This window comes from Clostridium sp. (genome assembly GCF_036569345.1).
In the GTDB taxonomy this organism is placed as follows: Bacteria; Bacillota; Clostridia; order Clostridiales; family Clostridiaceae; genus Clostridium_AD.
Window position 1 is genome coordinate 21,005 of record NZ_DATCQT010000088.1, and the last position, 25,910, is coordinate 46,914.

The 25,910-nt window shown below is 27.7% G+C and carries 33 protein-coding genes and 2 pseudogenes; 10 read left to right on the forward strand and 25 right to left on the reverse strand.

The window, feature by feature from the left end; translation table 11 throughout:
- Positions 1-136 precede the first annotated feature (136 nt).
- The 22 genes and pseudogenes from VIM70_RS08715 to VIM70_RS08820 form a co-directional block, all read right to left on the reverse strand.
- Positions 137-613 carry a GNAT family N-acetyltransferase gene (locus tag VIM70_RS08715; RefSeq protein ID WP_331945363.1) on the reverse strand — a complete coding sequence of 159 codons (477 nt, stop codon included), beginning with the start codon at positions 611-613 and terminating at the stop codon, positions 137-139.
- Between the two features lie 98 nt (positions 614-711).
- Positions 712-1,101, reverse strand: a complete 390-nt coding sequence (locus VIM70_RS08720) for a carboxymuconolactone decarboxylase family protein (protein WP_331945364.1) — start codon at positions 1,099-1,101, stop codon at positions 712-714.
- A gap of 78 nt (positions 1,102-1,179) precedes the next feature.
- Positions 1,180-1,308: pseudogene (locus VIM70_RS08725) on the reverse strand (dCTP deaminase); the annotation flags it as partial.
- 101 nt (positions 1,309-1,409) lie between these two features.
- Positions 1,410-1,784: a DUF4440 domain-containing protein gene (locus VIM70_RS08730; protein WP_331945365.1), complete on the reverse strand. Its 375-nt coding sequence runs from the start codon at positions 1,782-1,784 to the stop codon at positions 1,410-1,412.
- 149 nt (positions 1,785-1,933) lie between these two features.
- Positions 1,934-2,446: a GNAT family N-acetyltransferase gene (locus VIM70_RS08735; protein WP_331945366.1), complete on the reverse strand. Its 513-nt coding sequence runs from the start codon at positions 2,444-2,446 to the stop codon at positions 1,934-1,936.
- An 84-nt stretch (positions 2,447-2,530) separates the two neighbouring features.
- Positions 2,531-3,379, reverse strand: a complete 849-nt coding sequence (locus VIM70_RS08740; protein ID WP_331945367.1) for a Nif3-like dinuclear metal center hexameric protein — start codon at positions 3,377-3,379, stop codon at positions 2,531-2,533.
- A gap of 140 nt (positions 3,380-3,519) precedes the next feature.
- The gene (locus VIM70_RS08745) at positions 3,520-4,032 is read right to left on the reverse strand and encodes a GNAT family protein (protein WP_331945368.1); all 513 of its coding nucleotides are present in this window, start codon (positions 4,030-4,032) and stop codon (positions 3,520-3,522) included.
- A 120-nt stretch (positions 4,033-4,152) separates the two neighbouring features.
- Positions 4,153-4,332 carry a hypothetical protein gene (locus tag VIM70_RS08750; protein WP_331945369.1) on the reverse strand — a complete coding sequence of 60 codons (180 nt, stop codon included), beginning with the start codon at positions 4,330-4,332 and terminating at the stop codon, positions 4,153-4,155.
- Between the two features lie 80 nt (positions 4,333-4,412).
- The gene (locus VIM70_RS08755) at positions 4,413-5,216 is read right to left on the reverse strand and encodes a hypothetical protein (protein WP_331945370.1); all 804 of its coding nucleotides are present in this window, start codon (positions 5,214-5,216) and stop codon (positions 4,413-4,415) included.
- Between the two features lie 147 nt (positions 5,217-5,363).
- Positions 5,364-6,356, reverse strand: coding sequence for a S66 peptidase family protein (locus VIM70_RS08760; RefSeq protein ID WP_331945371.1), 993 nt, complete (start codon positions 6,354-6,356; stop codon positions 5,364-5,366).
- 20 nt (positions 6,357-6,376) lie between these two features.
- Positions 6,377-6,895, reverse strand: a complete 519-nt coding sequence (locus VIM70_RS08765) for a GNAT family N-acetyltransferase (protein ID WP_331945372.1) — start codon at positions 6,893-6,895, stop codon at positions 6,377-6,379.
- Positions 6,896-7,187: 292 nt separating this feature from the next.
- Positions 7,188-8,045 carry a DUF2268 domain-containing putative Zn-dependent protease gene (locus VIM70_RS08770; protein WP_331945373.1) on the reverse strand — a complete coding sequence of 286 codons (858 nt, stop codon included), beginning with the start codon at positions 8,043-8,045 and terminating at the stop codon, positions 7,188-7,190.
- A gap of 124 nt (positions 8,046-8,169) precedes the next feature.
- A complete protein-coding gene (locus VIM70_RS08775; protein ID WP_331945374.1) occupies positions 8,170-8,724 on the reverse strand; it encodes a histidine phosphatase family protein in 555 nt (184 codons plus the stop codon).
- Between the two features lie 123 nt (positions 8,725-8,847).
- On the reverse strand, positions 8,848-9,408 hold the full coding sequence (locus tag VIM70_RS08780; RefSeq protein ID WP_331945375.1) for a GNAT family protein: 561 nt from the start codon (positions 9,406-9,408) through the stop codon (positions 8,848-8,850).
- Between the two features lie 95 nt (positions 9,409-9,503).
- Positions 9,504-10,070, reverse strand: a complete 567-nt coding sequence (locus VIM70_RS08785) for an AAA family ATPase (protein ID WP_331945376.1) — start codon at positions 10,068-10,070, stop codon at positions 9,504-9,506.
- A gap of 117 nt (positions 10,071-10,187) precedes the next feature.
- Complete coding sequence (locus VIM70_RS08790; RefSeq protein WP_331945377.1) at positions 10,188-10,640, reverse strand: GNAT family N-acetyltransferase; 453 nt, start codon at positions 10,638-10,640, stop codon at positions 10,188-10,190.
- Positions 10,641-10,906: 266 nt separating this feature from the next.
- The gene (locus VIM70_RS08795; protein ID WP_331945378.1) at positions 10,907-11,275 is read right to left on the reverse strand and encodes a hypothetical protein; all 369 of its coding nucleotides are present in this window, start codon (positions 11,273-11,275) and stop codon (positions 10,907-10,909) included.
- 51 nt (positions 11,276-11,326) lie between these two features.
- Positions 11,327-12,169, reverse strand: a complete 843-nt coding sequence (locus VIM70_RS08800) for a hypothetical protein (protein ID WP_331945379.1) — start codon at positions 12,167-12,169, stop codon at positions 11,327-11,329.
- A 213-nt stretch (positions 12,170-12,382) separates the two neighbouring features.
- Positions 12,383-13,027 (reverse strand): GNAT family protein, encoded by a 645-nt coding sequence (locus VIM70_RS08805; RefSeq protein ID WP_331945380.1) that lies wholly within the window; start codon positions 13,025-13,027, stop codon positions 12,383-12,385.
- Between the two features lie 35 nt (positions 13,028-13,062).
- Positions 13,063-13,521, reverse strand: a complete 459-nt coding sequence (locus tag VIM70_RS08810) for an NUDIX hydrolase (protein ID WP_331945381.1) — start codon at positions 13,519-13,521, stop codon at positions 13,063-13,065.
- A gap of 241 nt (positions 13,522-13,762) precedes the next feature.
- Positions 13,763-13,990: a hypothetical protein gene (locus VIM70_RS08815; protein ID WP_331945382.1), complete on the reverse strand. Its 228-nt coding sequence runs from the start codon at positions 13,988-13,990 to the stop codon at positions 13,763-13,765.
- Positions 13,991-14,411: 421 nt separating this feature from the next.
- Positions 14,412-14,774 (reverse strand): hypothetical protein, encoded by a 363-nt coding sequence (locus VIM70_RS08820; protein WP_331945383.1) that lies wholly within the window; start codon positions 14,772-14,774, stop codon positions 14,412-14,414.
- Between the two features lie 491 nt (positions 14,775-15,265).
- Here VIM70_RS08820 and VIM70_RS08825 point away from each other — a divergent pair, with 491 nt between their 5' ends.
- From VIM70_RS08825 to VIM70_RS08845, 6 genes and pseudogenes are all read left to right on the forward strand, one after another.
- Entirely contained in the window at positions 15,266-16,249 is a 984-nt protein-coding gene (locus tag VIM70_RS08825; RefSeq protein ID WP_331945384.1) for a ParM/StbA family protein, read from the forward strand.
- Positions 16,236-16,517 carry a hypothetical protein gene (locus tag VIM70_RS08830; protein WP_331945386.1) on the forward strand — a complete coding sequence of 94 codons (282 nt, stop codon included), beginning with the start codon at positions 16,236-16,238 and terminating at the stop codon, positions 16,515-16,517. The genes VIM70_RS08825 and VIM70_RS08830 overlap by 14 nt, the downstream gene beginning before the upstream one ends.
- Positions 16,518-16,730: 213 nt before the next feature.
- A complete protein-coding gene (locus VIM70_RS08835; RefSeq protein WP_331945387.1) occupies positions 16,731-17,180 on the forward strand; it encodes a helix-turn-helix transcriptional regulator in 450 nt (149 codons plus the stop codon).
- Between the two features lie 106 nt (positions 17,181-17,286).
- Complete coding sequence (locus VIM70_RS23420; RefSeq protein ID WP_414648694.1) at positions 17,287-17,538, forward strand: DUF2651 family protein; 252 nt, start codon at positions 17,287-17,289, stop codon at positions 17,536-17,538.
- A gap of 186 nt (positions 17,539-17,724) precedes the next feature.
- Positions 17,725-18,429: a hypothetical protein gene (locus tag VIM70_RS08840; protein ID WP_331945388.1), complete on the forward strand. Its 705-nt coding sequence runs from the start codon at positions 17,725-17,727 to the stop codon at positions 18,427-18,429.
- 164 nt (positions 18,430-18,593) lie between these two features.
- Positions 18,594-19,045, forward strand: a pseudogene (locus VIM70_RS08845) (IS1595 family transposase); the annotation flags it as partial.
- A gap of 252 nt (positions 19,046-19,297) precedes the next feature.
- Here VIM70_RS08845 and VIM70_RS08850 read toward each other — a convergent pair.
- On the reverse strand, positions 19,298-19,477 hold the full coding sequence (locus VIM70_RS08850; protein WP_331945389.1) for a DUF7662 domain-containing protein: 180 nt from the start codon (positions 19,475-19,477) through the stop codon (positions 19,298-19,300).
- A gap of 80 nt (positions 19,478-19,557) precedes the next feature.
- Positions 19,558-19,968, reverse strand: coding sequence for a PC4/YdbC family ssDNA-binding protein (locus tag VIM70_RS08855; protein ID WP_331945390.1), 411 nt, complete (start codon positions 19,966-19,968; stop codon positions 19,558-19,560).
- Between the two features lie 498 nt (positions 19,969-20,466).
- Here VIM70_RS08855 and VIM70_RS08860 point away from each other — a divergent pair, with 498 nt between their 5' ends.
- Positions 20,467-21,447: a hypothetical protein gene (locus VIM70_RS08860; protein ID WP_331945391.1), complete on the forward strand. Its 981-nt coding sequence runs from the start codon at positions 20,467-20,469 to the stop codon at positions 21,445-21,447.
- Entirely contained in the window at positions 21,440-22,348 is a 909-nt protein-coding gene (locus VIM70_RS08865) for an S-4TM family putative pore-forming effector (RefSeq protein ID WP_331945392.1), read from the forward strand. Before VIM70_RS08860 ends, VIM70_RS08865 begins: the two co-directional genes overlap by 8 nt.
- Positions 22,349-22,634: 286 nt before the next feature.
- Here VIM70_RS08865 and VIM70_RS08870 read toward each other — a convergent pair whose 3' ends face one another.
- Positions 22,635-23,222 carry a hypothetical protein gene (locus VIM70_RS08870; protein ID WP_331945393.1) on the reverse strand — a complete coding sequence of 196 codons (588 nt, stop codon included), beginning with the start codon at positions 23,220-23,222 and terminating at the stop codon, positions 22,635-22,637.
- Between the two features lie 426 nt (positions 23,223-23,648).
- Here VIM70_RS08870 and VIM70_RS08875 point away from each other — a divergent pair, with 426 nt between their 5' ends.
- Together VIM70_RS08875 and VIM70_RS08880 are read left to right on the forward strand one after the other, a co-directional pair.
- Complete coding sequence (locus VIM70_RS08875; RefSeq protein WP_331945394.1) at positions 23,649-24,080, forward strand: hypothetical protein; 432 nt, start codon at positions 23,649-23,651, stop codon at positions 24,078-24,080.
- Positions 24,081-24,307: 227 nt separating this feature from the next.
- Positions 24,308-25,192, forward strand: coding sequence for a hypothetical protein (locus VIM70_RS08880; protein WP_331945395.1), 885 nt, complete (start codon positions 24,308-24,310; stop codon positions 25,190-25,192).
- The last annotated feature ends 718 nt before the right edge of the window (positions 25,193-25,910 follow it).

Sequence of the window (25,910 nt, forward strand, 5' to 3'; positions counted from 1 at the left end):
GATGTTTATTATATTTTAAAGTTCATATATTTTTAATGAATTAAATAAATATATTTTTAACACTACAAATAGTCTGCCAGTTTATCTACTGACTGTTTTTCATAGTACCTCCATCAATGATATATATGTTCTTATTCTATCTGAATTTTTCTAATCGGTAATGTCCTTCACCATCCAATTTTACTATTCCATCTTTATAATCATATCCCATTTTTTTATAGAACTCACATGCAGTAATTGATGATGGAATCTCTATTCTTTTTGCCCTTAAAAAGTATTCATCACTTTCTAATGTTTTTATTATTATTCTTCCAATACCCTTACCATGTAATTCAGGTAGAACGAATATTGTTAAAAGTATACTTTCATCTTGTCTTCCCCAAAAGCTTGAAATTGCACCACAACCAATAATTTTCTTATCTATACATACAACATACATATGAGCATAATCACTAATCTCTAATACTTTGTCAGAATTATAAATTTCTGATAAATACTCCATTTCTTCTTTAGGATAATCCTTTATATTAACCTCCAAAAAATTTTTACAAATTATTTTTGATACTGTAATTGCGTCATCATTATCAAATTTTCTTATATCTAAATTTTCCATATAGCCCCCATTACTTTTTGATAAAATAATTTACATATATAATCTATGCCTTACAGTTTCCTACCACTCCTTCATAACATGCAAATATCCCAATTTTTTTATTGTTGATTTTCCTTGGTCAATTTTATTTCCTCAAATCTTTTCTCGGCTACTTTTATTGCTTCAACGCCTGTTTTACATAACACATTAATACCTTTTACAAGAGTTACAATTACAAATGCTTCTACTAACTCTTCCATAGTTAAACCTGCTTCTATGGCCGCAACAGCATGTGCTTTTGCACCGCTTACTTCGCCATCTAAACTATCCAATATTGTAAAAATCAATTCACTTGTCTTTTTAGGCAAATGACCATTTTGGATGGATTCACGCATTACCAAATAGCCTTTTAATCCCTCTGGTGAATATTTAGAGAGTATGTCAGCAAAAGGTGGATTCCATTTTAATTCATCCTTGTAATAATTAAGTACACTCTCAACATTATCCATATTAAATTTAGCCTCCATTTTCATCAGCAACAATATACTACTGTAAAACAAAATAATACTATTGCAAATTATAGTTATTTAACTTTCAAAATCTTTATACAGTAAACTTGGTTGAACACCCTCATTATTTTGATACTTTCCACTGCAATATTCATCATATTCATCCTAAATACTCTGGTAATATATTTGACATATTTCCAATTTTGGCTACGTTAGGCATTTTATAGATTAATCTCAACAGTTTTAAAGTTAATTGGTTTAGTTTTGGAACACTTTATATTTTTCACATAAAATTCTGTTATTCCCTCTTACATTTTAGATGTCAATGTACCCTGATGAAAAATCATTTTCCATTTTCCATCTAAACATTTCCATATGGAACTACGAAGTGAATATTTCATATGTTCGTTCAATTCACTATGCTTTATTAACTTATAAGTTGCCAATATACAATCAATTGACATTTGTATTGCTGTAAATTGTTTTATTTCCCACTTTATTTCAGATAAATTAATATTCTTATCAAAGACATCACCTTTATTATAATTATATATCTTTCCCGAACTGCAAAATTCAGTACAATCGTCTGACAGTAATTTACTTATTTTTTCTGCCGATTGCCTTGTTTCAGATTTTAACAACTCATTTTCCAGTTCAAATATATGTTTTTCGAGTAATACCAATTTTTTATTCCCCCTCTCTTATTTGTTCCTCATATATACCATTGTTACACTGTTTAAGAAAGATGTGAAATAACATTGATTTTCTATTGGGAGTTTTATCTACATTCACTACTTATTTATCGTTATATAATGCTGTGTTCTGTTATAACTTACACACGAATCCAATATACCAAATATACTTCACCATCATCAAATATTTCCTTTTCCAATATGCCCTTGTTTCTTTCAATTACCTTTTGTGAAGCAATGTTACTTTTTTTGCAGGATAGCAATAATTTTTCAAGGTTAATATCTTTTGCTTTTTCTATCCCCAATTGTAGAATCTCTGTACCATAACCTTTACACCGTAAATTCGGACGAATAGAATATCCAATATGCCCACTATAATAATATTTTTCATTTAAATAATGCCTTATATCAATAATTCCAACTATTGATTTTGAGATTGCATCTATTGCTACAAAGGTACTTGATGGAGTCCTATCCATAAGCCCATTTTCGACTTGCCTAATATACTCCATCCACTCATAATAATCATTACACCTCATTAATCCACAACAACCATTAATTGTATCTTCTTTGTGTACCTTAAATTCAGAAACTAACTCAAATATCATTGTTTCCATTTCATCTGAAGGTTTTACTAATTCTATTTTCACCATCTTCACTCCTTCAAAAAAGTTAATAATGTTTACTGCGTACTTTTAGAATATCCCGTCATACCATTACATCACAATATAACAAACTTACATATCCTCACATACTGGTTCACCCTCAATAAAAGTAGAAGCAATACCAAGATTTTCAAAGTAAGTACACATTTTTTGACAAGCAAATTTTTCAGTAGAATAATGAGTGCCTCCTAAAACATTAATACAATTATTTTGTTCAAGTTCATGAACTGCTGAATAACTTTCATTATTTACTGAAATGCCTGTTATAAGAACATTAATATTATTTTCAATCATTTCAGTAACAGTATCTTTATTATTGCCACCACCTGCTACAATAGCTATTCTTCCGTCCTTTATATTGCTATCCCCGTATAAATAAAGACTTGTTTCATGACCCAATACTTTTGAAAACTTATTATGCAATTCTTCCATGCTTTTGCACTTGGTTTTCCCAATTACACCACTTAAAGCTCCACAATACTCCTTAAATGGTTTTTCAATTTCTATATCTAACGCATCGGCTAAAGTTTTACTTGTTGAATACTCACAAAAATTATCTAAAGGTACATGCAAATTATATATAGATATTCTGTTTTTTCTAAATTTTTCTAATAATGCTTTGTCCATTTGATAGAATGGTTTGAGTCTTGTAATGTCCCAAATAGAAGGATGGTGTAAAAATAACATGGCATCTGTTATTCCATCATCAATTATTTTCTGCATAATATCTTCAGTAGGAAACACAGCAGAGTAAACTTCTTTAATTTCACTTGCAAAATCACATACCAAACCCATACTTCTTTCCTTAAAATTTATGCAAAGGTAATCATCCATGTCACGCATATACCTTGCCCAATCATCCCTCAACTCTTTAGTGATAAAATCTCTTTCTAAATGATTATATAATTCAATAGAATTCATAAAATCTCCACCCTTATCTTATTTATAGATATTATTATAAAAAAATAATTAATTTATGATTTTGTTTTGTTGCGTCATATTTTACTATTGTTCAACTATCGTAAAATTGCCATTAATACGCTATTTTTGAATGTTACGAATTAATACTCTTCTTTTAAAATTGCCATAATAATCTTATCATGGAATTCTCCATTTCTGTAAAAGGCTTGTCTCATAACTCCTTCTGTTTTGAAGTTAGCATTAGTATAAGCTTTAATTGCTCCTATATTTTTTTCTGAGACAGTAAGCATAATTCTATTGAGTCCTAATTCATAAAAAGCATTTTTAGTTATTTCTTTCGTAATAAATGTACCAACACCTTTTCTATGATAAGATTTGTCACCAATAAATATAAAGTATTCTCCAGATAAATTTGTTTCGCTTATTTGTGTTATTCCAGTATATCCAATTAACTTTTTGTTTGTGGTATCTACTATTGCTTTATTATATGAAGATTTATCTAATAAAAGCGTATCAAACCAATGTGATATTTCATTATCAGTATTCATTTTCTGAAATAGAGATAATGAGTATCTTATAACTTCTTTATCCTTTATCCATAAAAAGAAATATTCTTTATCTGATTTTTCTAAAGTTCTTAATTTAATGTCCATATAAATTTCCTCCTATTACACTCATATCAGCAGTTAATCAAGTTTCAATATTTTACTAACATGTCATAAAATGTTAATTTGATTAAACTATTATTGCTATTAAATGTTCACTTATAAATATTATTTATCTTCCTTATTTTCTAATTTATTTAAAATAACATCTATCTTTTTCTCCATCTCTTTATTTCTATTAACAAAACGTGTAATTCCTTGTATTACTTTATATATCACTACTATGATTGCAAATAATAGTGCAAGGTTAATGACTGTAAAAATAATTATGGTGTAACTATTTCCCATATGAATCATCCTTTCTTTATTTATTGTTGGGTCATACTATTCTTCAGTTGTGACACAATAAAATAATGTTCCATATATCCTCATAACCCCTCCACATGTTTTAGAAAAAACTCATTTGAAAAATGAGTATATGTCGTAGGTGTCCAAATTCGCCTTGTTAACATTTTATCTTCTATAGCTAAAGCCATATACTTATCAAGTGGCAATCTTTCAAATACTTTAAGTACATGAAGTCCATCTCTTGTTGCTAATCCATAAGATATTATCTTATGAGCATTAAAATATATCCTTACGCCAGGTATATACTCAATATTAGGGTCAAGACATATATATCCACGTTGCCTTGAATTAACAACAAGTTCCCCACATCCATCTACCACATCAAGCATTATAAAATCCGAATAATCCATGGGTTCTAATAATGCTTTTAGTCCAATTTCATTTACCTCCTTTCCATTGTGTTTTAAACAACTTGGAGATAATAACTCTCCTGTTATTTTTATCTTCTCCCATAACTGTTTTGTTGTACTATGAACTAACCACTTTATATCAGTAGCTCTTATAATATTTTTATTGTTTTTAGATAAAGTCTCCAACTTCGCTAAAATAACTTCTTTAGAATTATTAGGTATTTTTAATATAATATTTCTACCATAAGATGTTTCATAAATAACAAAATCAATTAATCGTTCAAATTCTTTATCAATCTGAGGTTTAACTATTAGTGAGTATACTTTGGTATTAGGGAATACATTTGTATATAAGTTGTTAATAGAATCATCATAAATAAAAGCAGACCATTTTTCTCCATAACTACCATCAGCTATAAATGGGTTGTTTTCTGTAGGTTTCCAATTAGAAGAAGCAAAATATACATTTAGCATTTAATTACACTCCTCAACATTTCTATAATAATTATATCTCCTTCATCATTAGGTACTCCGTTAATCCTCTTTTATACAAGTATCATTTATATCTTTATCTATAATCTTAATTCAAAAATCATTTTGGCCCATCAAATATTACTTGACTCAATTACTTACAACACTTACTTTCTTATTTGTAGCATCAAGTTCAATCTCACATCCTATTGGTAAAGTCATCATTGGATGTGTATGACAGCAATCAAAATCTGCAATGAATGGTACTTTTTTATCTCCCATTACTTCTAATAATATTTCATATGGTTTTCTCCCAGTTTTTAAATCATCAAATAACTCATGTTTACCAAGGATTATTCCTGAAATTCTATCTAATACTCCATTAACTTTTAAAAATGAAAAACTTCTTTCAATTGTTGCAGAATCTTTTAAAGAATCTTCTATAAAAAGTATATCCCCATCCTTTATTTCAGGCATATATTTACTACCCCATATTCCTTGTATTGTATTCAGGTTTCCACCTATTACCCTGCCTCTGACATTTCCTTCATAGACTGTAATACATTGATTTTTTCTTTTTTCTTTGCTCCTATCTTGTGTTTCCCAATTAACGTGTTCATCTGTCCAGTATTCAGGAGTTTCAAATACATAAGGAATTTTCATTTTATCCATAGTGATTTCTTTGAAATATTTATAGGTAGAATCAACAAATGGTGGTAATTCTCCAAATGAAGCCACTAATGCAGGACCATAATATGTACTTATTCCTGTTTGTGCATATATAGCAAGTAGAATTGCTGTAACATCAGAGTATCCTATTATAATTTTAGGATTTCTTTTAAATTCATCATAATCTATATAAGGAAGAATCGAATTTGAGTTCATTCCTCCAATAGTTGCCATGATACATTTTACTTCTGGATTTCTAATTAAATTATTTAATTCCTCTGCCCTTTGTATAATACTCCCTGACCTGTAGAAGTCATACTTTCCTGTTAAACTTCCCTCTACTATTTTAAAACCCTTATTCTGCAAATATTTCTTGGCTCTATCAAACCTATTTGGACATGAATATGTTATAGGCGATGATGGTGAAAAAATACCTATGGAATCACCAGATTTTAATTTTGTTATATTATCCATTTTGCCCCTCATTTCAATTATTAAATTACTGTATTAATAAGTTCCCAATAAATCAAATCTTGGTCCCGACTAATTTCTCTCATACCAACTTTTTCTAATGTTCGTGCAGAAGGTTTATTACTAATCAAACAATCTGCACGTATAAATTTAACACCATGTTGAAAACTTAACCAATTAATAATAGCTTTTAATGCCTCAAACGCAATTCCCCTTCCTCTTTCCCGTTCTACTAACCCAAAGCCAACTTCAACTTCACCTTCTGCATTAGGTTTTCCATGAAACCCTATATCCCCAACTACTTGCATATTGTCTTTTTTTACAATCATCCAAAATTCAAATCCACTTGGGTTCTTTTCCTTTTCTAATGACTCATTTATATTAGGCAAAATATCCAAAGTGTCCTTTGTAGGCCAGTTTTTATCTGTTTTTATTCCAAGTCTTTCAATTTCTTTACAGCTTCCTACTAATAGAGATTGAGTTATTTCGATTGTTACAGGTACTATTAATAATCTTTCTGTATGTATGTTTTTTAAATTCATTTAATTTTCCACCTTTCGACACTCATATGACTGAGTATATAGAATTACTGATATTAATTCAGCAAATGTTATAAGTAACCAATAAATACCTGACTCAATACTCTTCCCATTTTTCATTTCATCCTTTTAAAATATTCTCAATCAGAAATATATACGCATTATAAATTTATTTTCCATAAAATATAACTCTGAAATTGATATACTAAAAACTCACATCTTAATTGCTATGGGTACTACTTGTGTCATCCGTTATGAATATTACACCTTAGTAATTTAATAATAGAATGACCATTTATACAATTTTAATTTTAAAATAAGCATTTATATATTTTTTAATATCCTTGAATTCAAGTCTAAATACTTCATTAATACTATTTTCATAATATATCATCTTTACTATTTGGCAACCATAATAATATCCTATTCTATAAGAAGTGAAATTTTCGGATTTAATAATACAAAATAATCTATCATATATATTCTTATCAAATTCTCTATTAGAAATTAATTCTTTAAGATTAATTCCTATATTTGTTTTCATATTTTCACAATTACAAACCCATTCATTAACTTCATGTTTTGCTAAAAGTCCAACCCAATATGCTGAATTCTCTGATATTCCAAATAGAGATATACTCATATATGTAGCCATACCTTCTACAATTAATGTTTTCAAATACTTATCTTCTGTTAAATTATAGTTTTCTGGATAAAACTCTTTATTTAAATCATAATGTACTGCATGGATAATTTCGTGAGATAGAAAAGCTTCTAAATCATATTTTTTGTTAAAGCGTGAACTAATTGCATATAAATCAATAAAAACATAAGTAGAATTATTTAAAAATATACTATGGCCATCTATATGCCCGTCTCCAATAAAAATAATTAGTCCAATATCACTTTTGATATTATTTCTCGATAAAATATTAGTTTTTTTTTCAAACTTGCTTATCAATGTGTTTGACAAGTTAATTACATCATTTAATTCTAAATTATGCTGTATAGAATTAATAATATTTTCGTCAAATTCTTTATACTCACGAAAAACTTTGAAGTATTCTTCAAAAAACGATTCTTGTCTAAATATCTCATTTATGTTATTAGATTTCATTTGTTCTATTGCTAAATTTATTGTTTTATTTTTCAAATAAATCTCCTATCTATGCAATCTAACATTACATATAAATTAATTATTTTTAATTATTACTTTTACACAATATGAATAGGTTTGGATTCAGATTGCGAACTTACATGTTTAATAAATTAGAGCATTATAACAAAATACGTTTTACATCCTTTAATATTACATCTTGAAACCTTAATTTGTATATATCTGGCATATTCAAACAATTCCAGAAATCGTAATTATATTTTTTATCATAGTAATTCATTATTAGCACCATAATATTTCCATGAGTACCAATAACAACATTTCTTCCACAATATTTATTTAAAACACTTTTAAGAGCTTGTACACCTCTATCTTGTGCCAAATGTCCATTTTCACCTCCAAAAAGAGAGAAATCAAAGTTTTCCCAGTATTTTATAATTACTTTTTCAAAATTTACAACAGAACTATCAGCAAGTTTTCTTTCTCTAAAACCTTCATCTATTGAAATAGTCAATCCAAAGTAGTTTGCTGTACCTTCAACTGTTTGAATAGCCCGTTTATATGGACTTGATATAACCTTTGTTATATTTTCATGTGAGAGTAATTCAGTCACTTTTTTAGCATCCATTAATCCTTTTTCAGATAATGGTCTATTCAATTCATCAGGAGAATATGATGATTTAGCGTGTCTAAGAAAATAGATATTAGTAATCATTTATTATTTATCCCACCTCGTTTAATTCCCCATAATGTACAATTCCGACTAATAATATATATTCAATCATGCCATAATTAAACTCAATTATATTTGTGTTACATTCAAAATATCAATATGCACTTAAAGCAAATTTTCATTCTTAATTCTACCCATAATAATAGAATCTACATACATACCATTTTCTAAATACTTATCATATTTTAATATTCCTTCTTGTACAAATTTAAATTTATTATACAAATTTATTGCCCTTGAATTATCGGAATCTACTTCCAAACTAATTTTTACAAACCCTTCTTTATCTGCCCAATTTATTAATGTGTCTATTAAATTATATCCAATTCCGTAATTCCAAAATTCTTCTGAAATAGATATACCAAATTGTCCTTTATGTTTGTACCTACTATAAGGAGATGTATTAAATCCTAATGTTCCTACTACTTTTCCGTTTACCTTAGCAACCAAAAATACATCTTTCGCACTTTTACGTTTGTTTTCAATGAATATTATTTCATCTTCCACACTCTTATTATATTCTCCAATTTCTCTCATTAGAAATTTCGTTTCGCTTTCAACTTGTTTTATAAAAGTAATTATTTCTTTAGAATCTTTAATTTGGGCAGATTCAATTACCAATTCTCCTATACTCAAACTATATTGTCTCAACTTAACTATTGCCATTGTAAAACCCCCTTTTAAATAAATAGCTTCCCTTATTTAAAAATCTTCCTAAAATACTATTGTGACATCTAATAAATACAAAGTTGTAACATAATTTATAAGTTAATATTTCCTATTATTTCATTATAAATTTTTTGTAATCTAATATCTTCAAATTTTGTTGTATCCACATCTATATTTATACAATTATCTATTTTTAACTTAAAGTTCTTATTTGTAACCCTTTTCTTGAATTCATCAAGTCCACTTATCTGAATAATATGCCCTGGATGTCTTTCCCCTGAATTATCACGTTCAATATATCTTTTATATAATATTTCTTCTGGGGCATGACAATATAATTGTAATATTTTGTAGTTATATTTCGTTTTTAAGTCAGATATAATTTGGGTTGTAAATTTATCTTCAAAATTACCTTCAACAATAAATGCCTTGCCAGTTTGACATAATTTTTCAACAAACAGATATAAAAGTTCAAAACTTGTTACTCCTAACCGTACTGCCCATTCTTCATCTTTAGTACCTAAACAATCAAAAAGTAATTCTTTAATTTCATCTTTATTTATTAAAGGTAGTTTAAATTTATTTGCTAATTTCTTACTTAATATTGTTTTACCAGTAGCAGATGTACCTGTAACTATTATAATTAAATTTTCCCCCACTAAAATCACCTCCGCTATTATATTCAAGGTTAGCTATAAATACTTCATATTCTAAAATGTTGAATAAATCTTATTTTTAGGATATATTCAACATATACGAAAATTTCGAAACAACTACTATTTTAAAATCCATTCATATACACACTTTTGCCTTTCACCCTTTCGATACATTTCATTATGTGATGGCAAATCTACTATTTCTTTAAGTTTAAGCCCCGCCTTCTCGCAAGTTTTTCGAGATGGAAAGTTATCTGGATTGCAAGTTATTATTAAACTATCCATTCCATGGGCAATTGCTACCTGTTTTATAATTTTACAAGCCTTTGAAGCATAATTGTTGCCTCTATAAGCTTCTTTAATTGCATAACCAATATGCCCACCATAATATAGATTATCGTTATACCCGATACGAATATCAATAATACCTATATTGTCATCTGAATTATGTAGGGTAATCCTATATTTATATGAAGGTACATAACCTTTTTCCTCATTAGATGGTGTTTTATCGTCAATCTTCAAATCAATCACACCATCTGTTAAATTATCAAAGTCTTTGAACTTAAACATCTGTATCCACCTTTTAGTTTCGTCATAATAGAATATCGTTGTGACGCAAAAATAAATATGTTGATAATTTACTTAAATACTGATTATACTCATAAAAAGAGTTTATAAGGAAAATTCCAATTGAAAATCTCTTGTGTCACTTTCGTATAGTTCTTTGTTTATTTCTTCCGACTCTTTACACCCTATTGCAAAGTAAAATGCAATTGTTTCCTCAGCCGAACCCTCACAAATATAAATTTTATCTGAATTCCACTCCTTAGACATATTTACAGAAAGCATAAACAATTTTTACCTATTCCTTTATTTCTACATTCTAATGTTATAAACAATTGGTCTAATAAAACATATTTATGCTTTTCGCCAAAAAACTGGTGATTAGTTGTTGCGAATCCTAATAATTTATCACCGCTATCAAAAGCACCAATTGCACTTCCTCCATTTAAAATAGTTTCTTTTAAATGACTAATATGATATTCATAACCATTCGGCCAATCGCAATCTTGGTAATTTATTTCCACTAACTGGCGTTTTCCATCTACTTCTCTCCACGCTTTTCCTACATATTGAGATGGGTTCATTTCATTTATACACTCACACTCTTCTATTGCTAATTTTCTATATATAATACTACTCATAAATTCACCTCCACATATACATGTTATTCATCATCTATCCCCCTAAATGGACTATAAGTTGACTTCTATAATAGAGTTAATCTTCTGTTTAAGAAACTCAATATTAAATGAAGTATTATCAATTTTATATTTAGATAATTTAAGTGAATCATATACTTCACTTTCAATCTTAATTCTTTCTTCAATTACTTTCATAACTCCCTCTAACCCCTTTAAATTATTAGCTAACCCATACCCTTGATTTGTATAATAGTCTATAAATCCCTCAATCCATTCATTTGGCCTTTCGCATATAGCTCTATTAAAAGATACATTAATATCCTCTTGTTCCACATATATTAAGACAGGCTCTAATGGCAGAATTTTTTCAGCTAACCTACTGATATAACTCAACGTAACATCTTTAGATGAATTATTCATAATCATACTTACTGTTACTGGATTTTGTATAAAACAACATTCAAATATAACTACCTTGTCTTCATTAATATATTTATTAATAAAGTCACTCCATCTGCTTATTATTAATTCTATGTGAATCTCTAATGGCAACATATATATATCATTTTTTGTTATATCATCAAACACTTGCTCTTCAAATGATATTTGTTGTTCTTCAATAGCTTTTCTATATGGAATTAGGTAACCATTATAATAATTAATTTTTATGCTATTCAACAAATCCCTACTTGTTGAATGAACTTGTTGCAATACATTGAAGTCCTCACTATTAAAATAGGCTACTCCATCAAAATCCGCAGGATGATTATAATTACCTTCACAATAGAGTTCTGTATTAATACCTTTATTTTTAAGAATCTCATATACGCTCAGAGCTGTTGTAGATTTTCCTGACCCTGGTAATCCCTCTATAATAATCAACTTCGTTGCCATCTTTTATCTCCTTTGTTTATCTACATAATATCTTATCGTTATTGCAAAATTTGAAGATTGTGTCCCAGATTAAAACTCCTTATATAAGTAATTCATTGTATATCAGCGATTTGTCGAGAATTGCAGTGTCAACCTAATGATATATTAGAATAAAAAGAATAATATTTCTTATTGATATATATTTTTTCTAATTACGTAGTTAAATAGGTTATATTACTTTGGCGATATATGCTGAGAAATCGTATCAAAAATACGTGAGCAAACATCTTCAATATTAGCTTGATTTTCAATATCATTATATAAACCGTATCCCCAAAAATTCAATTTATCACCATTATACATTATACCTGTTGCATATGATTGTTCATCAAACTTACCATTAATTAATGTACCTTCTCTATCTACACCTTCTTTAATAAATCCACATTTCTCATAACATTTTATTGCTCTTGCATTATAATCTAAAACTCTTAAATATATTTTGTGATATTCTAAAACTTCAAAGGCATAATTTAAAACCATTTTAGTAACTTTTGTTCCTATTCCACAGCTATAGACACTATTGTCATAAATCTCAATAGAGAACTTTGCTTTATTATCATCTGTAGATGGTCGGAGTCCAACCACTCCAATACAATTACCTTTGTACTCTATAACCCATTTACAAGGATGTTGAACTATTCTTTCATACCATTTTACAGAGTCATCCATAGTGAATTTATCTGAATCAGAAATAATATCACCGCACATCTTAATACACTCTCTATTTATTCCTAATTTTTTACGGGCTCTAATATCTTCATTTATTGGTTTACGTAATATAATATTACAACTTTCCAATTGGGGAGCATCATTCATACTGCCACCTCCTAATTATATATTACTAAGTTGAACTAACCTTTAAACTTTAGAGCTTCTGCAACCGCCCATGCCTGATGCTCCAAAAACAAGCACTTTATACACTCACCAATTTCAATCCATAATAGCTCATGGTCTTCTTCAATTTTTTCATTCGTCTTACATTTTAAATTAACAATATAAAAATATCCAATTCCATGTAAATACTGATTCGCCTTTGATATATGGTACAAGGAAGCCTTACCAATGTAATTTTCTATTGAAATTTCATAGCCTGTCTCTTCTATAAATTCTCTTTCAAGGCATTCCTTGTGAGTTTCCCCATTCTCAATACCACCCCCAGGAAGAAAATATCCTGTTGGTGTTTTTATCGTAGCAATTTTATCTTCATCATTAATCGCTATCCCATATACACCAGCTCTATCAATGTAATTTACACCATTAAGTTTTTCACCGAATACTTTTCCATACTCATTAATAACTGTTTCAGGCATATTAATCCTCCTACTTAAAATTTAAATAATTTTATTCAATTTATAACTTAAATACCAAATATTTATTAATTATATCATTAATCCAAATATTATCCATATTTACAATTTTCTTTATATTTAATTTTAATCCAAAATTAGATTCATTTATAAATAATAACTTATAAAAAAATAGCTCTGGATTTCTCCGAGCTAATCATACTTTATTTTCAATGGTAATAATATTTCTTTACTCCTATTTTGTTTAATCTAAATAATCCTTAAAATAATTACTAAAATATAGAGTAAATATAAAAAGAGCTACCATCTCGAAACAGAATATAACATTTTCCATTTGCTTATCTAATATTGCTCTAAATACAAATATACAGCATAAAAACAAACCTACATTTGCTAAAACAATCTCAAAACAACATATTTTTATTGCTATCTTTCTTAATTTATTTCTGAAAATCTGTCTCTTATTATTCATTTAAACACCTGTATGGAACTAACATATGATTCTACATTATAAAAAGAAATTCTCATTTTATCCATTACATCCTCCTGTATTTACTTCAAATATTTTAAACTTTTCTGCATTATTACCATTCCTTAATCTTGTCCTTTAAGACTCTCACTTTTGCCTTGCTCAAATTTATTCCTGAATTCTAAAATATAACCTTTCCACTTTTCCTCTCCAAATCCTAAGACGTTATATATCTCTTCATTTGTAAATTTAGTGTTGGAGAAAAATATGCTACATATTTTCGCCTTTAAAGTAAGTTTTCAAGTTTTCATCATCACTACCGTACTTAGTTTTCTTTCTTTTCTCTATTTTTTCATCCAACCAAAAACATATCTTCTTCCATTACTTCTTCCAATAAGTAACTGCTATGTTAGAACCCCTATATCTAATCAATAAAAACCTCTTCATTTATTTCGTATTTAATTTTATTATCTATTAGGGCTTTTAAATACCCTTCAACGAAACAGTTAAAAGTGTCTTTATTTTCTTTATATTTTGCAATCAGATTTCCCCTCTGATTAGAAAATTCCCTTGCTTTATAATCACCATTGGAGCAATTTTCTTTATTTTTATAGATAGAGGTAATTGTTAAGATTAAGGGTTCATTTTTACTAACCCCAATTAATTTCAGTATTTCTTTGTTCCTTCTTTGTACTTCACCCTCAAAGATTTCTGGTGGCATTATAGTGTGCTTTTTTTTAAGTAATAAAGTATCAGATGTTTTATTCATATCTCTTCTAATTGCCATTTTACGTATCCCCTTCTTTTTATAATTTTTTATTCAATTCGTTCAACCTATTAGTAATTGCTCCTGCCTACCTTCCTCCTTAGACCTTATTTGACCTCAACACGATGCTTATTTATAATGTTGCCTTAGTAACAATAAGAAAAATGCACAGTTAGCTTTTAATTGCTATCTGTGCATTTTTTATATTTATACTTATTTAGTTTTTCATTTAAAAGTTTTCTATGTTTTCCTAAAGGGTTTAGAGTTTTAATCATTCTAAGCATGATTGCCTCCTAAAAGATTATTAATGGTATTTCTATATCTTTTCACAATTTATTATAGCACATCAATCATTTAAAAAGATTACATTTAATCAATATAATGTATTTTTGTCATAGTCGCACCTATTCCCCCTTTATAGCACCATGTTGAACAAGTTAAGTAGGATTTTATAGCATATTAGAGCACCTAATTAAGTATTATATAAAAACGAAATTAATGGAGGAAAAAGAGTGAATGACTTACTTATTTCAGTAGATACAGGAAAGAATAGTACAAAATACATATCTAAGATTAATGGTGTTATAGACAAGGATATATTCAGGACGAAAGTACAAAAAATAAATAATCTGGGTGTCGAACTTACTAAAAACTCTTACTACATAGAGTTCGGAAGCGAATCATACTTAATTGGCGACATGTTGAGTGAGGATAAATGTGATTATAACATCAGTAAGAGTTCCATAAATCACCAGGTATGTATATACTTAGCCATTTGCAAAATAATTGAGAAGACTGGGGTTATGTCTTTAGGTGTTCCTAATGTATATTTGGCAATAAATGTACCTATAAATATTTATAAGAACAAAATACTTAAACAGGAGTACACTGAACTAATACAAAAATCAGGTCAAGTAATACCAATGAAGGTAAATGGTAGGTCATACGTATTTAAAATAAACTTAGTATTACCTCTCCCAGAAGCAACAGCTTCAATATATTCAAATATTTCTAACTTTAGAGATAAAAAAGCTACTATTATAGATTGTGGTTCATTAAATACAAGTTATTGCACATTTAATAGCTTAGTTCCATTACTTGAAACAATGGTTATAGCAAACTCTGGGATTAATGTTTTAAGGTCAACAATAGCAGAAAGATTAACTACATTTTGCGGTACATTGGTGTCTAATGACGATACAGAAGAAACACTTAAAAATGGTTACTTATATGTTGACGGAGCTAAAGTAGAAGAAAGTAAGGCAATAGTTGAAGGTTTAATTAGAGAACACGTTCTTGAAATATTTAATTACGCTAAGAGTAGAGGTCTAAGTTTCAACAATACCACAGTAATATTTACTGGTGGTGGTACTATTCTATTAAAAAAATATATTCTCGAAATATATCCAAATGCTATTTTTGAGGAAGACCCTCAATATGCTAATGTCCTTAGTTATTTTAGTGTATTGGAGATAAAATATAATGGCAGAAAATAAAATATCAGTTAGTTTTTCTAAGAGGAATTTGGATTTGTTCATACTTCTTAAAAATAAAGATAATGGTAGTAGTTATGTATGCAATTTAATAAGAAAAGGCATGGAAAAATATTGTAATAATGATGATTTTGAAGCTAAAATAGAACAAACACTTGAAAAACTCTTAAAAGACAATAAGTTAATCTTTAATAATTCAGATAAGCTCTCTCATAATAAGGAAAACAATCCTACGAATGAAGATGTGGATTTAATCCTAAATCTTTTCTAACCAAAACTTAAACAAGCAAATTGCATTTATTATAATTGCAATTTGCTTAGTTTTTTATATAAATATATCCTAACATAGTGAACTATTACTTAATATATTTTAAATTTAGTTGCAAATGTATTCTTATAGTGTATAATTACACTATAAGAATACATTTATATTTATTGTGTAATGTATAATCGCTACGTTATCAATTGAAAGGTGATGAAATTAATGACAAGGGTTGAATTTATAAAGAAGGTAGATGAAAAAGTAAGGCTTATAAGAACTGAAAAAGGGTATACGCAAGATAAAATGGCAGAGATACTTGGAATTTCTAAAAAGACACTGATACAAGCTGAAAAGGAAAGAAGCAGTCTGGGATGGGCCGTTGCAATTGCGGTCTGTATTATTTTTAAAGATAGTGAGATATTGGAATTAACTTTTGGTGGAGGTGTTGAAGATATTATTCTCTCATTATCATTTCCAAACAATGAGAGAAATTATATACCAACACTCGGAGGTAGAATTTGGTGGAAAGATATAGAAACTAAAAATGGGTTTACAGTTCAGCAAAACATGCTTTCAAATCATTACAGGATTTTATCAAACAATCATAGAAGAGTATGTTTTTCATTTGAACTTGAATATATAAACAAAAGGCTCAAAGAACTTACTGATTAATATTTATTTATACTAAAAAAGCTGTTTAAAATGTACCCTAAAGCAATATATTGCAACACTCTAAAGGAGGTATACTCATATGTTTAATCTAAATAATATAGACCCTATGGGATTGGTCTTATTTACACTTCCATTATTAGTTTTTGTAGTATCTTTCCTAATGCAACTTATATTTAAAAAGAGACTAATTATTTTATTAATTAACTTTTCATGTTGGTTGATTGCAACATTTACTATCTTTAATTCAAGCTTCATAATTTACTGTTTTATATATACTTTCATTTCATTTATCGGAACACTTATATGTGATTTAATTATATATCTAAGAAAAAATCTATTGCATAAGAATAGTAAATAATTAACTTAAATTCTTAAAATGGATGAATGTATATAACAGTTTTAGCTCAAAAATTACGTTCGTTATTTTAGTATCAATGATTATCAGTAATAGTAGATAAAATAAGTGGCTAATAAAAATTTTGTATTAGTTTGGTCACAGTAATCTTTATAATGTATTAAAATTCTAAACTGGAAGGAGATATTTATGAGTGTTAAACGTATTCTAATAAAAATTCTACCATTGCTTTTTATTGCCTCAATCGTGATATTTGTCTACTCAATTTTCAACGGTATACCCTTTGGAAACTATATTGCTAAATCAAAAATAAAAAATTATGTGAAGCAGGTCTATGTCATAACGGAAGTCTCAACGCCAAAATATAACTTTTTAAATGGAACATATAGTGCAAATATACAAAAAAATAGTAATTTTGAGATAACCTACAACCTTAAAAACAATACACTCTATGACGTTAGAGTAGCTAATGAATATCAAAAACAGTTAGATAAGGAATACTATGAGCTACAAAAGTCATATCGTGGCAATATTAAGTTACCATTTTCAGTCTATGTTTATAATGTGATTTTAGCAAATGGCAAATACTCACGTGATTTTTATAAACTTACATGCTTTCAAAAAATGAATTTTAGTATTGTAAACCGTCAGAAAATTTCACCTGCTGATAGCATTAAGATTCCTGCTATAGTAACTAAAACTGTATTAGAAAAGCTGGGTAACCGATTTAATATTACATCACTTCAAGTAGGTTATATCGACTTAAATGGCTATCTTGAGATTATTGTAGATGGTAAGGATGTGCTTACTGTAAAGCAAATGCAAAAGCATACTTCTAAATTGGATAAAATAGGTGAAAAAGATAAGGAATTAATTCGTAAACTAAATAAGTAAATATCCTATTTATAAGCTTGTTTTAATTGACGAAATACTTACATTTAATACAAACGGGTTAACAGCCTTCTGCTTATCTTTTTTCTTTTAAAACTTTTAAAAGAATCATAAACTTTTGTGTTTCCTTTAAGTCGGATTTTAAGAAAGATGTGAATTACCACTAAAATGAACAGATATGTGTAGCCATAGCGATAGATAGAAATAACAATATTATTCTTGAAATGGTATGCAAGGGTAGAGTTGGTTATAGAGACCTTGAAAGGCTTTATGACGGTCACATAGACAATAATTCTATTATTTGTACTGATATTATATTCGGTTTGGTAGAAACCTCAATTTATACCATAAACGCATTATGAGAGACCATAATAAAAATGGTATTTATCATATTAACCATGTAAATAGTTGGCACAGTCAGTTTAAAAAATGGATGGGTAAATTTAATGGGGTATTAACTAAATTTTTGTAAAATTTTCTCAATTGGTTCAAGTGGTAACAATGTTTTAAAGATGATAAAGATATAATAAAAAGTGAAAATATTATAATTCATAATACAACTAATTTTGTAGATACCAGAATCGCTACTTACAAAGGTAGAGCACCAATTTTCAGATGATTTAATCCCACATACTTGAAGTTTATGTTATTATTAGTGTATAAATAAACTATAATGGAGGTGTACTGTATGCAAAATAAAATAAAGTTAAGGTCAAAAGTAACACCATATGACTAAATTGTCCATTTTCTATACTCCTTATTTCTTACGAAATATATGTTACCATCAAAACTATGAAATTTACCAAGTACCTTTCGTAAACTCTACCTACTCGTCCAATTTCAATTTTGTTTTCTAAGTTCCATTTTCTGCCTAAGACCTTGTTATAGTATGTGTCTCACTTACACCCCAATAGGCACTATACTGATATGCGGATTTAGGAAGTTTAAACCCTACTATTTCTTCAATTTTATCATAAGTTAATATTACTTTATCTTCTTTCAAATCCTCAAAATATTTCATCAACAATTCATATTTATAGTCACCTAACACTGCCTTTACCTTTCCTTATATTTAAATATTTATAATCATAATGACTGCAAAAATATTATTCCCGCAGTCATCATAATCACTTATCCTATATCCAATTCCACTATATTAATCGCATTTAAAATCTCTTTCAATTTGTTTAATTCCTCTTTACTTACTGTAATCCCTTTTCTCATTTTAAGATGGTCTTCATCCCAATCTCTAATATCAATTTTCGGCTTTCTATCGTTCCAACTTACTATATTTATCTCTCTTTTCCAACCCTTTGCATCCTCAGACAAAACTCCAGTGCCTACCCTTTGAATAACAGTGGGGCTAAATTCATACGAGCCATTGAACATTTTCTCACCGACATTATCAGCCCATGTCAATATAATATTTTCCAATTCATTCTCATTAATTCTACGGGCAATATAATCATCACAAGCTCTTTTAATCTCCTCAATTAGTATTTTTGTTGTCTGAGGATACTTAATATAATCAAGATTTTTCATATGAGCCTCCTTGCGTCTGTATTCATTTTGTATTATTTGTATTGATTTTGAATTAGTTTTGTAATGTAATGTAGGTCATAATTCAAGAGTGTGCCAAATAGATTTTGATGGTTTTATATAAATGAAAATAGTAATAAGATATGAACATCAAACAGAGCAACGAGATGATTATTTTAAATTAACCTTCAATATTAAGGTTGAATAATGACTGTATACCATGATTGATTGATGACTTTTAATTTGGAATGTTATTTTAAAGCGTCACAACTAACTACTAATACCTAATAATCAATAAAAGCACCATATTATTCATAACTGAATTTACGGTGTTTTTATGAATGTGGTACAATATTACTGGGATATATTACTTAATTTTATGAATTTTTTATAAAAAAATGTTGATGAAAAATCGCATTAAAATATAAATATAAAATTCAATTAATTCATGTGTAAATCTATTTAAGTTGTTACAGAAAATTTATAAGGAGGACAGAGTTTATGAGTATAAACGGAGAGTTTATTAAGTTTATAAACAATAACATTATATTATCTCAGAATGATATTTCCATAAAGGTTAAGAGTAGACAATGGGTAGTTGATAAGGTGATAGCCAGAATAAAAGAGAGGACAAATTGTCCACAACTATATAAAGAAGGTGGATGTGAGTATATTTATTATGGTAGCTGTTTTAAAGGTACAAAGGTATCTATAATAGATGAATTTGATGTAATGCTAATTATTGACACTAATTTAGGGCAGTTAAGTCTTCATGGAAGGAAATTTGCAGATGGGGTTGGAATAAAAAACCCAAATCCAAAATATAATGGAAATTTTAACAAAGGTGACAATAGTGGAATTAGTCCGAGAAAATTAATGAGTTGGCTAAAGAATACAATTGATGAAGCACTATCACCCTATGGCTGTGAGGTATGTGAAAAAAATGGTCAAGCCATAACTGTTCATATAATTATGCATAACTACTATATAGATTTTGTTCCAGGGGGGATATTTAAGAAGACTAATACTTACGATATTTTCTATAATATACCCAAAGGTGATTCAAATGGAGGTTGGATTGAAACAAATCCAAGAATTGATAAAAAGATACTCAATGATGTTAGTTCACTTTATACACAATTTAAAAATACTATAAGACTTTTTAAATACATTTTCAAACGAAGTTATCATGTAACAATTGGCTCATATGCTATAGAATCTTGTGTAATAGATTATGAACTTACGTATGTATTTTATGATGACTTTCAATATGACTTTGCAAATATTCTTAATCACATTATTGGCTTAGTTGAATCTGATAAGATTCCAGATATGAGAGACAATAATATAAATTTATTAGTTAATATAAATAAACAAGCTACATTAATGAAGTTGAATAACATAATGGCAAGATACAGAAATTTAGACGAATACTCATATAATTTTTCGGATGATGTGGAGGTTTTTTTAAAAAATGAATAATATAAATCAAAAGCAGAACAAAGAAAAAATATTAAAATATTTATTTGCTCAAAGAACATTATATAAAAAATGTAAAAAATTATTTGGTATTACTCTTGTTATAAGCATTTTTGTTTATCTAATCGGAGTTATACCACACTTTTCAAAAAGCTTTAGTATGGCCAGTTTAATTTTCTCTTCTGTTTGTGTAATAGCATATCTATTCATAGAAATTAAAAATCAAAGTATTAAAAAAAATGCTGTTGATTTTCAGGAATATATTGATAGAACTTTATTTGAATTTAAAATTAATAAAAAGATAATACCAAATTTAAATAAATTAGATAATAAATCAAATGAAATAATTCTTTCTAATTATAAAAAATATCAGCAATCAATAGACCCTAACTATAAATATACTGTATATAATTGGTATAGCAACACATCATCTCTTCCAATAGATATAGCAAGAGTGGTATGCCAAAATGAGAACATTAGATGGGAGAATAGACAAAGAGAATTGTATACTATAATATTGGGGGGAGTAATAATTTTATTGGTTTTGTTAACAGGGGCTAAAGTTTATAGATATAATGAACCTGCTATTAATTTACTGTATGCAATTCCTGTGGCAATAGAATTTATTAAAATAATTATATTTAATATAAAGGCAATAAAAGCTATTGGGGAAGCAGAAGAAATTATAACTGGTTTATATATAAATATAGAAATGAAAGGAAATAGATATAATAAAAGAAAAATTGCAGAGCAATCGTTAATAGTACAAGAAAAAATAAGAGAGTATAGGTTAAATAATATTTCAATACCAGAGTTTTTATATAAAAAAATGAAGCTGAAAGAACAACAGAAATCTACTGATTTTATAAGCTTAAAAATTACAGAAATACTTAATAATATATAACGTTTCAAAATATATTATTATAAAAGGTAAGCTATGATACAAACAGTTGGGTTAATGGGACTTGGGTATCAGGACATCATGTTCCATCCTTTTCAATTGCTTGTTCTTAAATATTAGATTTCGTAATAAGAAACCAAGAAAAGTTCTTCAATGGAACAAGTGAGGAAAAGAGATACATATTTGAATGGCTATATAAATATTTTAAAGTGGAAAACTTGCATTTATAGAAAATTAACAATAGTAATAATAAATGGAATATCGTCTCTTATAATTATTTATTCATCATTCACTTTGATAATAATTCTATAATATTATAGTCAGTTAATTCTATGTCATCTATTAAAGGATGTACAAAATTATCATTTAGATATGTTTTTAAACAAAACAATGTATCTCCTACACAAACTTGACCGATATTAACTAACCACACTGGCTTAAAGGATTCCCCCAGTATATCAACTGCGTGTTGTATAAATACATTGCTAATACTTTTATCTTTAAAGTAATCTTTTAAACCTTTAGTAAAATATAAAACAGCCTCATTATATGTCTCAAAACTAAATGAATTAAGTATTCCATCACCAGATAATATTTTTTCAATAATCTGTGCTACAATTTTTTTCTTATATGCAATTGAATAGTTATCTAAAGTATTTATACCAGTAGCTATACAAGAAATAAATAGCTCTCTTAAAATAAAAATATCTTGCTTTAAAATATTAGGCTTAACAAATTTATGAAAAAATGAACCACGCTGAGGTTTTTTTTTGTATCCCAATACCCTCCAAGTTTTATCATCTAAAATAAAACTACATGAAAAACTTAAAATCTTATCTCCAAAGACTTCTCCACTATCACTTTTAATTTCATCCATTAAAACATCCCCCCTTAATTAACACTTATCCTATTAGGTTTAAATTCACCATCAAAATCTTGCTTACGAGATTCAAGATATTTTAATCTCGTTTTCTCCTTTGCAAACAAATAAATTCCACCTATAAAACATATAACAATATTATACATCTAAATATATAGAATGACATAGGTAGATATATAGTTTTTATTAAAAATATTATTTGTTTATATAACCAATTTTAGGTAAAAGTAGTATAATTATATAAATACTTGGTGTCATAATGGGAAACATAGTGTTTGTTAAATTAATTAAATATATTTGTTAGGAAGCAGGATTGAAATTGAATTAACAAGCAAAAAAGCTGAATAATGCTAATTTTATATAAAGGTGGAATATAAGGCTTAAAAGGCGGTTTTAATGGTTAAAACAAATAGGGGGTTTGGTATGAGTATTTTATTAATAATCGGATTGTGGTTAATGTCATGGATATTAATTATTATTCTTAGTGGATTTGCAACAAAAAATTATAATACTGACATTGAAAAATATGGAGAAGATTATATTGAAGCCTTATCATATCCAACTTGTAAACAAGAAATGCTTTCAGACGGAAATAATTTATTTGCAACAGGGATACCTTATATTATTGCGTTAGGAGCATGTTTATTTTTTAAAAATAATATATTGAATTATATTTGTTTAGGAGCAGGTATTATTTTTTGTATACCGTCAATCATATCTTTATTCAAAATAATTATTCCTCAAATGTTTGTTCTAAAAAATAAATACATTACTTTAATGACAATTTCTTCAATAGTAAGTACATTTGTACCATTGGGAATAGCACTAAATATTTATTTTTTACTGATTGCATAAAAGCATGTTAAATGACTTGAGCAGGAGATAGATATAGACCAAACAATCTTATCAAGGGTTGAAAATCAAGAAAGAGAAATATACGATTATGAAATATATGCAATTGCTAAGGCACTTGGAATAGACTTTAACGAGCTGTTTAAGAACATACCCAGATAGAAATAAATAAATTTTATATTATAACTACTAAATATTTAAAAACAAATTAGAATGTGGAGGAAGTAATTGTGAAAACATTTAAGGAACAATTTTTAGGTTTTAGCTCATTTCAAAATGATAAGTTTTTAATGAATAAAACAACTAATGATTTGCTGAGACAATTGTCTTATGTTATAGTACAGGAATTATCTAATAAAGTTGAAAACTATAAAGGCAGAGGAAGATTAAGCTTTGATGGCAGTTTAAGAACTCTATGTGATATTATTTCTGTATATACCAATACAGAAAAAACTTCAAATTGGGGAATGCCAAATTTAAAATCAGATTTTGAAAATAGCATTTATTATTTTATGAATAAACCATTCAATAAGTTTATGGACGCTATGAGTCAAATAGCATTAGAATTTTTTAATGGTAGTTCTATAGATAAAATGAACGAAGCTTTGGAAGAAAATAATTTTGGTTATAGATTGCAAATGAATTTAGATAGACCATGGATTTGTATAAATCCTAATGTAGAAATGGTCACTGATATTGCTGAAATAATTATTACAACAGAGGAATTAAGTAAACAAGCGTCAGAACATATTAGACAAGCAATGGAACAGTTAAAAAGGACAAATGATGATAGAGCAAGAAAAGATACTATTAGAGATGGTTTGTCCGCTATGGAAACCTTAATGAAAAAATTTACTAATGCAAAGGATATAAAAGAAGCTGACAGATTGTTGAGAGAAAATGAGGAAAAGTGGGGACCTAAAGTAATTATATGTGAGGGAATTAAACTATGGAAGTTATTCCATGAGGAATATACAGATATTAGGCATGGCAATGATGAAATAAGCAATATAACTATAGAGCAATCATTATATTTCTTTGATAGAATTTTGGCATATGTAAACTATATTTGTAAAATTGAAAAGTTAACGAATACAGATAAACAAGTGTTATAACTTTCATGTGAAAGTTATTTGTAATTTATTAACATTAAGCACAATAAAATTTATAAATCAATTTTATTGTATTTAATGTTGTATTTTGACCATAACGGTTTTGTATATCAGTGTAACTATAACCAAATAGCTAAAGAGTAAATTGAGTGTGTATAAATAAAGGAATAATACTATGTCTATAAGTAAAGTTTTCATGGATATTAAGAATGAGGCTTACACCTTAATCGGTTTTTGAGAATATCCATTAGATTTTTTACAGCAAGGTTAGAGTCATTTGTATATTATGTCAAAAAATTTATCAGAGTTAAATAGGACAAGTGATTGTTTATCACTTATTGCACTAAGTTTATATATGTTGTTTGTATTAAGATTTAACCTCTTGATTGCTACTGAAATGGTAATATTTTATCCCATCATATCCAAGATTTTTTTCAGCATATTCAGCTATCTTTGTTGCATTAACTTGACCATGTACTTTGTTATTAGCAAAGTAAGATGATTATACAAAGTTTAATCAATTAAGAATTATGCTACTTTTAAAGGACGTAGCTCTTTAGTGGTAGTTGCTTTATTGGTAGCGATTCCTTCCACTAATTTTATCAAAGCACTAATAATCTATCTTCTGTCTCTTATGTTCCATTACTACTCTCCTATATATACTCCCCCTCTAAGAATACTGTCTAACTCTATTATATAAAAAAAGTATATAATCTTATAT